The 13,666-nt window shown below is 60.8% G+C and carries 13 protein-coding genes; 7 read left to right on the top strand and 6 right to left on the bottom strand.

All coding sequences use genetic code 11. The annotated features are described in order from the left end of the window. Positions 1-39 precede the first annotated feature (39 nt). Genes RLEG4DRAFT_RS01770 through RLEG4DRAFT_RS01760 form a run of 3 tightly spaced genes read right to left on the bottom strand, consistent with a single transcriptional unit; the run spans position 40 to position 2,949 of the window. Positions 40-897, bottom strand: coding sequence for a carbohydrate ABC transporter permease (locus tag RLEG4DRAFT_RS01770; protein ID WP_003574910.1), 858 nt, complete (start codon positions 895-897; stop codon positions 40-42). Next, complete coding sequence (locus RLEG4DRAFT_RS01765; RefSeq protein ID WP_003574908.1) at positions 894-1,778, bottom strand: carbohydrate ABC transporter permease; 885 nt, start codon at positions 1,776-1,778, stop codon at positions 894-896. Before RLEG4DRAFT_RS01765 ends, RLEG4DRAFT_RS01770 begins: the two co-directional genes overlap by 4 nt. A 13-nt stretch (positions 1,779-1,791) precedes the next feature. Further along, positions 1,792-2,949, bottom strand: coding sequence for a Gfo/Idh/MocA family protein (locus tag RLEG4DRAFT_RS01760; protein ID WP_003574906.1), 1,158 nt, complete (start codon positions 2,947-2,949; stop codon positions 1,792-1,794). A gap of 296 nt (positions 2,950-3,245) precedes the next feature. On the opposite strand from RLEG4DRAFT_RS01760, the gene yghX reads away from it, so the two are divergent. The 3 genes from yghX to RLEG4DRAFT_RS01745 all read left to right on the top strand — a co-directional run bounded on the left by yghX (position 3,246) and on the right by RLEG4DRAFT_RS01745 (position 5,504). Continuing rightward, positions 3,246-4,133 (top strand): YghX family hydrolase, encoded by an 888-nt coding sequence (gene yghX, locus RLEG4DRAFT_RS01755; protein ID WP_003574904.1) that lies wholly within the window; start codon positions 3,246-3,248, stop codon positions 4,131-4,133. Positions 4,134-4,288: 155 nt separating this feature from the next. Then, complete coding sequence (locus RLEG4DRAFT_RS01750) at positions 4,289-5,269, top strand: pirin family protein (protein ID WP_051040871.1); 981 nt, start codon at positions 4,289-4,291, stop codon at positions 5,267-5,269. 22 nt (positions 5,270-5,291) lie between these two features. Further along, on the top strand, positions 5,292-5,504 hold the full coding sequence (locus RLEG4DRAFT_RS01745) for a hypothetical protein (protein ID WP_003563817.1): 213 nt from the start codon (positions 5,292-5,294) through the stop codon (positions 5,502-5,504). Positions 5,505-5,588: 84 nt separating this feature from the next. On the opposite strand, the gene RLEG4DRAFT_RS01740 is transcribed toward RLEG4DRAFT_RS01745, so the two are convergent. Continuing rightward, entirely contained in the window at positions 5,589-6,029 is a 441-nt protein-coding gene (locus RLEG4DRAFT_RS01740) for a DMT family transporter (protein WP_003574902.1), read from the bottom strand. Next, positions 6,026-6,511: a DMT family transporter gene (locus RLEG4DRAFT_RS01735; RefSeq protein ID WP_003574901.1), complete on the bottom strand. Its 486-nt coding sequence runs from the start codon at positions 6,509-6,511 to the stop codon at positions 6,026-6,028. The genes RLEG4DRAFT_RS01740 and RLEG4DRAFT_RS01735 overlap by 4 nt, the downstream gene beginning before the upstream one ends. A 239-nt stretch (positions 6,512-6,750) precedes the next feature. On the opposite strand from RLEG4DRAFT_RS01735, the gene RLEG4DRAFT_RS01730 reads away from it, so the two are divergent. Then, positions 6,751-6,990 carry a hypothetical protein gene (locus RLEG4DRAFT_RS01730; protein WP_003574900.1) on the top strand — a complete coding sequence of 80 codons (240 nt, stop codon included), beginning with the start codon at positions 6,751-6,753 and terminating at the stop codon, positions 6,988-6,990. A gap of 60 nt (positions 6,991-7,050) precedes the next feature. On the opposite strand, the gene RLEG4DRAFT_RS01725 is transcribed toward RLEG4DRAFT_RS01730, so the two are convergent. Beyond that, positions 7,051-8,817, bottom strand: a complete 1,767-nt coding sequence (locus RLEG4DRAFT_RS01725; protein ID WP_003574899.1) for an SLC13 family permease — start codon at positions 8,815-8,817, stop codon at positions 7,051-7,053. A 238-nt stretch (positions 8,818-9,055) separates the two neighbouring features. Between RLEG4DRAFT_RS01725 and ligD the strand changes: the two genes are divergently transcribed. The 3 genes from ligD to denD all read left to right on the top strand — a co-directional run bounded on the left by ligD (position 9,056) and on the right by denD (position 13,635). Then, positions 9,056-11,713 (top strand): DNA ligase D, encoded by a 2,658-nt coding sequence (gene ligD / locus RLEG4DRAFT_RS01720; RefSeq protein ID WP_003574898.1) that lies wholly within the window; start codon positions 9,056-9,058, stop codon positions 11,711-11,713. Positions 11,714-11,875: 162 nt separating this feature from the next. Beyond that, positions 11,876-12,598 (top strand): FadR/GntR family transcriptional regulator, encoded by a 723-nt coding sequence (locus RLEG4DRAFT_RS01715; protein ID WP_003574897.1) that lies wholly within the window; start codon positions 11,876-11,878, stop codon positions 12,596-12,598. 50 nt (positions 12,599-12,648) lie between these two features. Beyond that, positions 12,649-13,635, top strand: a complete 987-nt coding sequence (gene denD / locus RLEG4DRAFT_RS01710) for a D-erythronate dehydrogenase (protein ID WP_003574896.1) — start codon at positions 12,649-12,651, stop codon at positions 13,633-13,635. Positions 13,636-13,666: the final 31 nt, after the last annotated feature.

Here is a 13,666-nt window from a genome sequence, read left to right as displayed (position 1 = left end):
TCCCGTTCTGGTGTTAGCTGTTCACTCGTTTTTTTGATCTTATTGTTTCACCGCACCGGCGGTCAGCCCGCCGACAAGGTAGCGCTGAAGGAAGAAGATGACGAGCATCGCCGGCGCGATGCCGACGAAGGAAGCCGCCATCAGTTCATTCCAGATGACCTCCTGCTTGCCGAAGTAAGCAAAGAGCCCCACCGGCAAGGGCATGTATTCGGTCTTCGAGTTGAACGTCAGCGCGAAGATGAATTGCTGGGCGTAGGCGCCGATGAAGGTGGTGATGGCGACGACGATAATGCCCGGCATCGCAATGGGCAGGATGACGCGGCGTAGCGTGTAGAAATGGCTGGCGCCATCCATATAGGCCGCTTCGTTGAGTTCCTGTGGAATGCGGATCATGTAGGTGCGCAGCAGCCAGATCGCCGAAGGGATCAGGAAGGCGACACCCGGCACGATCATCGCAAGATAGGTGTTCAGCACGCCCATGCTGCGCATGAGCCGGAAGAGCGGGATCAACAGCACCGCGCCGGAGAACATGTTTACCGTCAGGAAGGCGCCGAGCAGGATGCCCATGCCCTTGAATTCGAATTTCGCGAAGGCATAGGCTGCCGGAATGACGAGGCAGAGCACGATCAGCGTGACGATGATCGAGATGAAGAACGAGTTGAAGATATAGCGCCCGAAGCCCGGCACGCTGACCCACATCGTCCGATAGGCTTCGAACGAACCGTTCTCCGGCCAGAAGCGATAGGGCGAGGAGAAGAGCTGGCTGAGGGGTTTGAGCGAAACCATGAAGCCTTCGAAGAAGGGCGCCAGCACGAAGAACAGAAACAGGGCGATGCCGCAATAGATCAGGATGATTTCCCACCAGCGGTAACGGTCGATCATGGCAGCACTGCTCATGCGCGTTTCTCCGGGTTGAGGCGGCGGGTGACGCGGAAATAGGCAAAGCAGAAGAGCGACAGGAAGATGCAGATCAAGACGGCGCGGGCGGCCCCTTCGCCGTATTTCTTCGAACCGATCGCCGTCTGATAGGTGTCGATGATCATCGTCGTCGTCTCGCCGCTCGGGCCGCCCTGCGTCAGGATCCAGATGATGTCGAAGGAATTGAAGGTAGCAATCAGCGACAGCATCGACATGGTGATGATCGCAGGAACCATCAGCGGCAGGGTAATGCGGCGGAAACGGTACCAGCGGCCGGCGCCGTCGGTCCAGGCGGCCTCGTAGAGATCCTTCGGAATGGATTGGATCGCCGCCAGGAAGTAGATCGTCACCAGCGGCACGCCGATCCAAACGTCGGTGATGATCGTTGCCCAGAAGGCGGTGCTGCCATAGGCCAGGAAGGCGACCGGACCGTCGACCAGGCCGAGGCGCTGCAAGACGCCCGATATCATTCCGAACTGGCCATTATACATCCAGCCCCACATGAAGATGCCGATCGCCATCGGCACGATCCATGGCGGCATGGTCAAAAGCCGGAACAGCGAGCGGCCGGGGACGGCGGCATTCAGCATCGTCGCGCCGAAGGTGCCGATCACCATTTTCAACGCGACCGAGAAGAAGGTCCAGATGAAGGTGCGGAAGATGACCTCCGCAAACGTGGCGTTGAAGATCTTCTCGTAATTGACCCAGCCCACCCAATTGGTGGTCTTCTTCAGTGATGCGTCGGTGAAGGAGAGAACGAAGGTATCGACGAGGGGATAGGCAACGATGGCGAGAACATAGAGGACGGCCGGAAGGAGAAGGATACAAGCGAAGATGAAGGTGCTTCTTTGAACACTCATCCTGCCGCCCTCCTCAAGCCGCTCTTGCGTGAAGGGCCTCGTCGAAGCGGTCCCAGACGGGACGCAGATCGACGACCGTTTTTTTCATCCTCGCTTCGTCCATCGCCAAGGCGAGGATGCCGGCCTCGAGCGCATTCAGCGTCGAAACGGGAAGTTCGAGCCCGGTGCGCACGCTTTCCAGCAGATCGCTCGCCATCTGTTCGTCGGCGCCGTAGTGCTGGGAGAGCTCGGTGGCGGCATATTTGTTTTCGATGACCTTGTTGCCGGTCAGCTGTTCGTGCACGTCGAGATAGCCGCGAACGAAATCGCCTTCGGCCATGCCGCGCGAGCCCATGATGGCGAAACGTCGAAACTGGTCGGGCACGTTCAGATTGGTGTGGAAGTTCATGCCGACGCCATTTGCATATTCGACGATCGCCACCTGGTAGTCGATGATATCGGCATCGCTATCGAAGACCTTGTCGGAGCCCATCCAGCCGCTCGGCTTGCGATGGAAAAGCTCGAGGTCGTTGATGCCTTCGCGCGCCGGGTCGTTGGCCGGAATGAAGCTCTTGCGGCCGCCGAAACTCGCCACCCGCTCCGGCCGGGCGCCGACGACGCCATTATAGAGGTCGAGGTCGTGGCAGCATTTCTCCAGCATGAAGCTGCCGGAATAACGCTCGTAGCGGCGCCAGTCGCGCATGAAGAAGGCGCCGTGATAGGGCTCGATATGTTCGGAAGCCTCGATCGAGACGATCTGGCCGAGCTTGCCTTCGGCCTGGATGGCGCGCAGATCCTTGTAAAGCGGGGAATAACGCAGCACCAGACCGACCATCAGCCGTTCATGGCCGAACTTCGCCATCAGATGGGCAAGTTCGATGCTTTCGGCGATCGTCGTGACGATCGGCTTTTCGCAGAAGACCTTGAGGCCGGCTTGCAATCCGAGCCTGATATGATCGAGATGCAGGTGATTGGGGGAGCCGATCATCAGCAGATCGAGCTTTTCGGAAGCGAGCAGCTCCTCCGGCGAACCATAGGCCTTGCCGACTGAAATTCCCTTTTCCGCCAATCCGGGAAGCCCGGCGGGTTCGGGATCCACATAGCCGACAATGTCGAAGCTGCTATCGATTGCTTTGAAGACATAGCCGAGATAGCCGAGCCGGAATCCGAGCCCGATGATTCCCACTTTCATGCCGATCAAGTTCCCAACTTAAGTAATTTATTTTCTTTAAGTTGGGACAAAAATCGAGAGGCGTCAATAGAAAACGGGCCTCACAGCATGAGTATGAAATTAATTTTCATAGATCGGTAGGCGGCTGCCGATCTCGCGCCGCAGGAGCTCGACGTATATTGCCGGATGGAAGCGCCGGCACGCGCTTGGGTAGGGAGGCGAATTCAGACCTCACGCAAAACTCGCGAAATGTTGAAAAGGATCGCGGGTTTACGTGTGTAGGATGAGGCAAGAACCCGAGGCCAGGAGGAGCAATCATGACCCGCATGACAGCCAAGGATTTCCCGCAGGAACTTCTCGAACTCTACGATTATTATGCGCATGGGAGGATCACCAAGCGCGAGTTTCTCGACCGGGCCGGCAAATTCGCCGTCGGCGGCGTGACGGCGGCCGCCATTCTTGCCTCGCTCAGCCCCGATTATGCGCTGGCGACCCAGGTCGAGTTCACCGATCCCGACATAACAGCCGAATACATCACCTATCCCTCGCCGAAGGGAAATGGGGATGTCCGCGCCTATCTCGTCCGTCCGACAAAGGCCGCCGGCAAGGTTGCGGCTGTGGTGGTCGTTCACGAGAATAGAGGCCTGAACCCCTATATCGAGGATGTAGCACGGCGGGTGGCCAAAGCGGGCTTCATCGCGCTGGCGCCCGATGGCCTCACCTCGGTCGGGGGTTACCCCGGCAACGACGAAAAGGGCAAGGATCTGCAGCAGAAGGTCGATCCGGAGAAGCTGATGAACGACTTCTTCGCGGCGATCGAGTTTCTGATGAAGAGCGACCTCACCACCGGCAAGGTCGGCATAACAGGCTTCTGCTATGGCGGCGGCGTCGCCAATGCCGCGGCGGTCGCCTATCCCGAGCTTGCCGCCGCCGTGCCTTTCTATGGCAGGCAGCCGCGCGCCGAGGACGTGCCGAAGATCAAGGCGCCATTGCTCCTCCATTATGCTGGGCTGGACAAGGGCATCAACGAAGGCTGGCCGGCCTATGAAGCGGCGCTGAAATCGGCCGGAAAAACCTACGAGGCCTATGTCTATCCCGACGTCAACCACGGCTTCCACAATGATTCCACGCCACGCTACGACGAAGCCGCCGCCAAGCTCGCCTGGCAGCGAACGGTCGACTGGTTTACCAAATACCTCGCCTGAGCAGGCTGCGGCTTGAACGATCTGCGGGCGGGGAGGGTTTCGCCGCCCGCCTGCTTGCGGCCGTCCGAAGAATGCGCTGTCAGCGATCGCATTGACGCTTCCGGGGGAGGATGCCCGGCGCTGTCGTCGTCTGCTGTCGTCACTGCCTTGCAAGCATGGAGGATGCGGTGCTCAAGGGTGAACGGACGTTCGTAGTGCGGGATGCGGGAGGCTTCGTCGCGCATGTCAACATGCCGGGGTGGTTGAAGCCGAAGCCAACCGATCACGGTCATGGCCCCCTTGCCATGGTCGTCGAATCCCTCCTCGATCCTGGCCGTCTGGTCGCGATGCACGAGCACAGGAACGACGAGATCATTTCCTGGGTGCCCGAGGGCGTCATGCGCCATGACGACAAGGCCGGCGGCCGGCTGCTGATCGATCGCGATCATCTGATGGTGATGAATGCCGGCGCGAGCTTTTGGCATTCCGAAGAGACGCTGGCATCCGATCCGCCATTGCGGATGCTGCAGATCCTTGTTCGCCCTTGCGCGGCCGATCTTGAGCCGAAGATCCAGCACGGACCGATCCCGGCCGCTGCGGCAAACACCTGGCGGCACCTCGTCGGGCCGGAAGGTGAAGGCACGCTGTTTTATGTCCGCAGTGCGATCGATTTCTTCGATGTCAGGCTGGACGCGGGGGTCAGGGTGGAATTCCCCCGCAAGCCCGGCCGGGACCTCTACTTCTATGTCTTTGACGGTTCGGTTGTCGTCGATGCCAGCACGTTTGCCGAAGGGGAGCAGGGGCTGCATCTATCCGATGACAGGCTCGACGTGGAGGCGAAGAGCCCAAGCACTCTCGTTGCGTTTCTGCTCAATCCGAACGCAGCGGTCACCAAGCGGGGGACTGTCGGCGACCACAGGAAGATTCCGCCGGCAATCATCATTCGTGCATTTCTGAGGTGGAGGAAATTTCGTCATCTGTGGTATCATCATTTTTCGCGCCGGTTTTTTCGAGCGAAAGATTGCTCCGACACCAAAGACGGCCCCACGAAGGACCAAGGTCGGGCGACAAGGATACGTGGCTCTTATTGTAATTTTTCCAGGGCCAAAAGCGATCTGAACGGAACAAGCATGTCCGTCATTGGTTTCGAACCTTAGCGTTCAATAGGAGGAGCATTTCATGCCTACGGTTGCCGCGACACCCATTACGCCACCTGACCAGCACCTCGTAACGGCGCGCGAAGCCATCGAGCCGCTTTACGAGAAGCTCGAGCTTCAAACGGAATCGCTGGTGCTGGCTGCGGCGCTGGAAGCCGGATGGTCTTCGGATGAGGCGACGAAGGCGCTTGCGGCGCTCAGACTGCAGGATGCTCTCTCCACCTTGGACGAATGAACCAGCCGCTCAACTCCGAGAATATCCACTGCCCTCGACAACTCCGACAGGGGTTGCCGTGCTGTTTAACATCGGCAGCGTCGGCTATTGCGTGCCGCCGCTTTTGCGTCGCCTCCGGCTGACCATCATTCCGCCGACGATGAGAATAATTCCGGTCGCGTTCGCCCAGAACGACGACGGAACGGCGCTGATATAATCAAGCGCCACCCCGGTTACCATCTGGCCGCCAATGATCAGCAGCGCCGAATTGACCGCGCCTATGCGCGCAATGGCCCAGCTGCCTGCCGCCACGAAAACAACGCCGATCGGGCCGCCCAGATAGATATACCAGGGCGCCTCGGCAGCACCGGCTGGCAGCAGGCCTCCGACAACAAGACCAAGGCAGGTGAGGACAGCGAAGCCCACGGCATGATTCCAGAAGGATGCGATCAGCGGCGTCGTCGATATGCTCAACCGCCCATTGAGCTGACGGCTGAGGCCGACGAGCACGCCGCCGAGGCAAGCGAGGAGAATAAACAGCGTCACGCCCCACCTCGCCCAAACAGGATGATGAGTGCGCCGCCGGTGACGACCAGGCCGAGCGCAGCGATGTCCCGGATATCCGGGCGTCGCTTCGGCAGACCGAACAGTCCCCACCTGTCGGCCGCCAGGCTGAAGGCGACCTGGCCTGCCAGGCCCAAAGCCAGGGTGCCGGAAAGCCCGAGCGACGAGTTGACCGCCGTCGAGGTCAAAATGACCGTTGCGGCGCCGGATACCCCACCGAGATAGGCCCACAAGGGCGCTCTGGCGGTTTTTCCCGCCATCGGCATGCGCCGGCGGTAGAGCACTAGAAGAAGAATGACGGCGGCGATCATGCCTGTGCCGTGAGCGGTCCAGGACGAGAACAGGGGATTGCCGTAACGTGCCAGTTCCCCGTTCAGATGCACCATGAAGGTGAGGAGCCCACCGGTCGCAAAAGCGCCGATGAAGTGGATGGGATTCGAATTACGTCCTGCCTCGATGGTCATTGCAGATCCCGTCAAACTATTGATTGCGCCCGAAATTCTAGATTGCCACCACGGCCCGGGTCTTGCACCTGGCTGGTGCTTTCCGCCTCGGCATCGGAGTGCCAAAGCACGTCGCCTCAAACTTGATTCATGTGACGTGCTTTAGGTCTTTGTTTTTACGCATGTCGTTGTCGCAAAACCGCTGCACATTTTTGCGCGACATGCTCTAAACGGCACCGTTTACATGTAAAGGAAATATCGTGAAAAAATTGATCCGCCTGCTGCTGACGATCGCTCTTGCCGTCGTCGTTTTTACCGGTTTCCGTTGGTATCGTTATGTCTCCAACACCGACAGCCCCTATGATGAAATCGGCATCACTCTCAACAATTTTATGCCCGGTCCGATCAACAGCTGGGGCTGCGCCAAGCTGAAAAATACCTTTGCCAGCTCCCTGCCGCCCTATGGCTGCGCTGGCGGCGACGCGACGCAGTGGAAGTAACGTTGCAAGGCTGCGCCGCCGGCGCAGCCTAAACTCGCGAAGTGCGCCGAATCCGCCGGGTCAGATCGGCCAGACTGCCAGCAGGGCAGGGACACTGACGAGCACGACAATCAGCGACAGTGGCAGGCCCAATCGCGCATAGTCGCCAAATCGATATCCGCCCGGCCCCATCACCAGCGTGTTGCACTGGTGGCCGATCGGCGTGAGGAAATCGCAGCCGGCGCCGATTGCCACCGCCATCAGAAACGCATCGGGCCGAAAGCCCAGCTTGGCGGCAAAGGTCGCGGCGATCGGCGCCATCACCAGAACGGTCGCTGCGTTGTTCAAAAACGGCGTCACGGCCATGGCCGCGACCAGGATGAGAGCGAGCGCGCCGAACGGCGGAAGCATTTCGGCGGTTCGCGACAGCAAATCGGCGATGATGTCGGTGGTTCCGGTGGTTCTGAGCGAGTCGCTGATCGGGATCAGAGCAGCCAGCATGATCAGGATCGGCGCATCGAGATGATGATAGACCTCGCGCAAGGGAACAGATCCGGTGACCACCATCAGAAAGGCGGCGGCAAAAAATGCCGTCGCGACGGGGATGCCGCCGAAGGCCGTCGCCGCCATCGTCGCCAGCAGGATAATGACGGGGATCATGCCGTTGCGGGCATTGCCGAGCTTCATATCCCGTTCGACCAGCGGCAAACATCCCCATTCGCGTAAAAGATCCGGCAGTTTCTGCAAGTCGCCCTGCAAGACCACGACGTCGCCATTGCGGATCTTGATCTCGCCCAGACGCTCGGTGAAGCGCCTGTCCCGGCGGCTGACGGCGAGAAGGTTGAGGCCAGTATTGTGGAAGAGGGAGACGTCCTTTGCGCTGACGCCGATCAAGCGGGAATGTTCGCCGACGATGGCTTCGACGGAGCTGATGTCCTGGCGCGTCTCGGGCTGGTGTTTGCGATCGGACAGCTGAAGCTTGGCTTCGCTGACGATCTTGTCGAGGGCGCTTTGCTCACCCTCGATGATCAGGAGGTCGCCATCCTTGAGCACGGTGTCGGGAAGCGGCGTGCGTCTTTGGCCGCTGCCGCCGATAATCGCCGTCACCATCGCATCGCCGCCACCTGGCTTCTGGAGCCAGCTGACAGACCGCCCGATCGCCCCCGACGGCGTGATGACCTTGGCTTCGGTCGTGTAGTTCTTGATCGCTACCGCCTCATCCATCGAGGTCTCTATCCGCGATCTTTCAGGAAGCAGCTTGTAGAACAGCGCCAGAAAGACAACCCCGGCGACTGATAGCGCCAGGCCGACAGGCGTGTAGTCAAACATTGTGAACGGCTCCCCGGTGATCTCCTCACGCACCCGGGAAACGATGATATTCGGCGATGTGCCGATTTGCGTCATCAGCCCTCCGAGCAGAGAGGCGAACGACATCGGCATCAAGAACATGGACGGTGATACGCGTGATTTCCGTGCCATCTGCACGGCAACCGGGATCATGATCGCCAGCGCGCCGATATTTTTGACGAAGGCCGACAGGGCCGCGACGATGGCAACCAGAATGATCAGCTGCATCCGCGGCCCGCGTCTTTCGGGAGAAAATCGGCGCAATGCGAGATCCATGATCCCCGACCTCGATATCGCCGCGCTGACAATCAGCGCGCTGCCGACGATGATGACGATGTCATCGGCAAAACCGGAAAAGGCCGTTTTGGCAGGGACGATGCCGACGATGATTGCGACGAGAAGAGAACTCACGGCGACGATATCGTATCGGTAACGCCCCCAGACGAAGGCGCCCATCATGAGCGCGATGACGAGAAGAGAAAGCCATTGATCGACCCGCATGTTTGCATCCCTGTGGTGGCAATTAACGTTTGACGCAGGAGAATGATGCGGCGAGCGGGACAATTTTTCATCGATCCTCGCCGCGTCCTGCCGCCGGCAATCGGATGGCCAGTAAAAGCCGGCAGGCGGGGCTTGGCAAAGACGCAGTTGTTTCCAATATTCAACGGGAGAAGGCCATCATGGAACTTCCAGCCGCCAGCCGGCATTCCGTGCTTAAAATGCTGATTCGGAAACGACCATGGCCAGTGACAACCTCTCGACATATCGATCGAAGCGCGACTTTCAAAAAACAGCGGAGCCGAGCGGCGAGAAGCAGATCGCGCGCAGCAATCGCCGTCGCTTCGTCATCCAGAAACATGACGCCACCCGGCTGCATTACGACCTGCGGATCGAACTCGACGGCGTGTTCAAATCCTGGGCGGTCACCAAAGGCCCATCGCTCGATCCGCACGACAAGCGGCTGGCCGTCGAGGTCGAGGATCACCCGCTCGACTATGGCGATTTCGAAGGCACGATCCCGAAAGGCCAGTATGGCGGCGGAACGGTGATGTTGTGGGACCGCGGCTATTGGGAACCCGAGGGAAAGAAGAGCCCGGAGCAGGCGCTTGCCAAGGGCGACTTCAAGTTCACGCTGGAAGGCGAAAGACTGCACGGCAGCTTCGTGCTGGTGCGCATGCGCAATGATCGCGACGGCGGCAAGCGAACCAACTGGCTGCTGATCAAACATCACGACGCGTTTTCGGTCGACGAGGATGGCGAAGCGATCCTGGAAGAAAACGATACCTCCGTCGCCTCCGGCCGAACGATGGAGATGATTGCCGCCGGCAAAGGCCGCAAGCCGAAGCCGTTCATGATGAAAGGCGGCGATGTTCAAGCCGATGCCGTCTGGGACAGCAACCACGGGCTGGCCGCCGAAGAGAGGAAAGAGACGGGCCGAGCCGGCAGAAAGCCGAAAGCGGCGGCAAGGATCGACCTTCCGGATTTCATCGCGCCGCAGCTTTGCCAGACCCTGGAGCGGCCGCCGCCAGGCGAGGGCTGGATTCACGAGATCAAGTTCGACGGTTACAGGATCCAGTTGCGCGTGCTGAATGGCGAGGCCTCGCTGAAGACGAGGAAGGGACTCGACTGGACCGGCAAATATCCGGAGATCGCCGAGGCGGCATCGGCGCTGCCCGACGCCATTATCGATGGCGAGATCTGCGCGCTCGACGACCATGGCGCACCGGATTTCGCAGCCCTGCAGGCCGCCATTTCGGAAGGCAGGACCGCCGATCTCGTCTATTTCGCCTTCGATCTGCTTTATGAGGGGGGCGAGGACTTGCGATCCCTGCCTGTCATCGAGCGCAAGGCGCGGCTTCAGAGCTTCCTGTCGGATGCGGGTGATGACCCGCTGATCCGTTTCGTCGAGCATTTCGAAACCGGCGGCGATGCGGTCCTTCGCTCCGCCTGCAAGCTCTCGCTGGAAGGCATCGTCTCCAAACAGGCCGAGGCACCCTATCAATCGGGCCGCACCGACAGCTGGGCCAAGTCGAAATGCCGTGCCGGCCACGAAGTGGTGATCGGCGCCTATGCCAGGACCAACGGCAAATTCCGATCGCTGCTGGTCGGCGTCTACCGCGGCGACCACTTCGTCTATGTCGGCCGCGTCGGCACGGGCTATGGCGCAAAGACAGTGGAAACGCTGCTGCCGAAGCTGCAGGCGCTCGAGGCGGCAAAATCGCCTTTCACCGGCATCGGTGCGCCGAAGAAGGAGGCCGAAGTCACCTGGCTGAAACCCAAGCTGGTGGCGGAGATCGAGTTCGCAGGCTGGACCGCCGACGGCATCGTCCGCCAGGCGGCCTTCAAGGGGTTGCGGGAGGACAAGCCGGCCAGAGAGGTCAAGGCCGAACGGCCGGCCAAGCCCGCGGAGACCGAGGTGCCGGAGCCGGCGGTCGAGGTGAAGGCGAAGAAGAACGCCGGGCCGGGCCGCCGCAAAGGCGCCAAAGCCGAGGTGATGGGCGTGATGATCTCCAGTCCGGACAAGCCGCTGTGGCCGGATGCCAATGACCGCAGGCCGGTGACCAAGGAAGAGCTGGCGCGCTACTATGAAGCCGTCGGCGGCTGGATGATCGCGCATATCGAGGGGCGTCCCTGTTCGATCATCCGCACGCCCGATGGGCTCGGCGGCGAGCAGTTCTTCCAGCGCCATGCGATGCCCGGCACCTCGAACCTTCTCGAACTGGTCAAGGTCTTCGGCGACAAAAAGCCCTATCTGCAAATCGACCGGGTCGAGGGTCTGGCGGCTGTCGCGCAGATCGGCGCTGTCGAGCTGCACCCCTGGAATTGCCAGCCGCATAAGCCGGAGGTCCCCGGCCGGCTGGTGTTCGACCTCGACCCCGGCCCCGACGTGCCGTTCTCGACGGTCGTTTCCGCGGCCCGTGAGATGCGCGATCGTCTCGACGCGCTGGGCCTGATCAGTTTCTGCAAGACCACCGGCGGCAAGGGCCTGCACGTCGTCACGCCGCTGGCGATCAACAAACGCAAACCGCTTTCCTGGGCTGAGGCGAAGAGCTTCGCGCACGACGTCTGCCAGCAGATGGCCCGCGACAATCCCGATCTCTATCTGATCAAGATGACCAAGAGCCTGAGGAACGGCCGCATCTTCCTCGACTATCTCCGCAATGACCGGATGGCAACGGCCGTCGCGCCCTTGTCGCCACGTGCCCGGCCAGGCGCCACCGTGTCGATGCCGCTGACCTGGACCCAGGTCAAGTCGGATCTCGACCCGAAACGCTTCACCATCCGCACCGTGCCGGCACTGCTGTCGAAATCGCCGGCCTGGGAGGATTATGGCGATGGTCAGCGGCCACTAGAGCAAGCGATCAAACGGCTCGGCAAGGCCTCCGCGGCGGCTTGAAGATCCACGAATGAATTTTCTGTGCGTGCCATATTGCCCTTCGCAAAACTACTCCAAATAGCAGTGAAGCGGATCGCATCGATCAAACGTTGACAATCCTCTGGCCATGAGGTCTAGTGGTCCACTTACCGGACCAGCAGACCTCTGGGGGAGGGCATGGCAATGGATGTTCGAGCGATGCTCGAAGACGCGACGCTGGGCGGCGCGCCGAAGAAGTCGATGAAAGACTTCGTCGTCCAGAAGATTGCGACCTTCATCGCCACCGGCATCCTCAAAACCGGCGACCCGCTGCCCGGCGAACGGGAACTGGCTGCCGCGCTCTCTGTCAGCCGCGAGACCGTCCGCGGCGCGATCCTGATTCTTGCCACACATGGAATTCTCTCGGTCGCGCAGGGAACACGCACGGTGGTGGCATCGGAGGACGTCGGCGAATTGGCTGTCCAGGCGGCGCGTTACCGCGACATTGCGGCCTACAGTCTCGACAATGTTCATGAGGCGCGGCTGCTGATCGAAGCACAGGTGGTCAGGGCTGCCGCGGTCAAGATCGAAGCTCCGACGCTTGATTATCTCCGCAAGTCGATCACGGCACAGGAAGGCGCCTGTGACGATCCCGTGCGTTTCTTGATCTGCGACCGCGAATTCCACACCGCCATCTACCGTTCCAGCGGCAATGCAGTGCTGGCTGACATGGCGGCCGATCTCTATTCCTATCTTCTGAGCCACCGCAGGCGCGTCGTATCGCAGCCCGGGACGATCGCCACGAGCATCGCCGATCACCGCCAGATCCTCGCCGGTCTGGAGACGCGGGATCCGGATGCCGCATGCGCGGCCTTCGCGATCCACGAAACCCGCATTTATACGACAACCAAGCTGCTCCTCGCGTAGTCGCAAGCGAAGAGCGGGAGAAACGAGAAATCGAAGACAGGGGGAATAGGATGCATATTCTCATTATCGGGGCGGGTGGAATGATCGGCCGGAAGCTCGCCGCCAGCTTGGCGCGCAGCGGTTCCCTCGGCGCTCAAACGATCACGCGCATGACGCTTGTGGATATCGCGGCGCCGCCGGTGCCATCAGGCGTCGTCGCCTCGGTCGAAGCCCTGGCTGGCGATATCTCGGAAGGCGGCGCGGCGGAAGCGCTGGCGGCTCGCCGGGCCGACGTGATCTTCCATCTCGCCGCTATCGTTTCCGGCGAGGCCGAGCGCAACTTCGAACTCGGCTACCGGGTCAATCTCGATGGCACGCGCGCGCTATTGGAGGCGATCCGTCATGAGGGAAGCCGGCAAGCCTATGTTCCCCGTTTCGTCTTCACCTCGTCGATTGCGGTTTACGGCACGCCGTTTCCCGATCCGATCCCCGACGATTACGTCCAGGCGCCGCTCACCAGCTATGGCGTGCAGAAGGCGATATCCGAGCTTCTGCTGGCCGACTATTCACGCCGCGGCTTCATCGACGGTGTGGGAATTCGGTTGCCGACCATCGTCATCCGGCCCGGCGCGCCGAACGCTGCCGCATCGGGCTTCTTTTCCGGAATTCTGCGGGAACCGCTCGCCGGCCAGCGGGCGGTTCTTCCAGTTGAGGAAACGGTCAAGCACTGGCTGGCAAGCCCGCGTTCCGCAATCAAATTCCTGATCCACGCCGCGACGCTCGACACATCGTCGCTGGGTGTGCGGCGCACGCTCACCATGCCGGGCGTTGCCGCCACCGTTGCCGACCAGATTGCCGCGCTCTGCCGTGCCGCCGGTCCCGCGGCGGCTGAGTTGATCGACCGACGCCGCGACGAGGTCATTGAAGGGATCGTCGCCGGATGGCCGAAATCCTTTGCGCCCGATCGTGCGACACAACTCGGTTTCGCCGCCGAAACCAGCGTCGACGAGCTGATCGAGGTCTACCTCGCCGAAGATGCTCCGGGTGTGACCGGATGAAGAGATAACGACAAGACGAAGACATAGTGTG

It is taken from the genome of Rhizobium leguminosarum bv. trifolii WSM2297 (genome assembly GCF_000271845.1).
The sequence above is the reverse complement of the archived record's forward strand: the minus strand, read 5'-3'. Positions and strand labels throughout refer to the sequence as shown.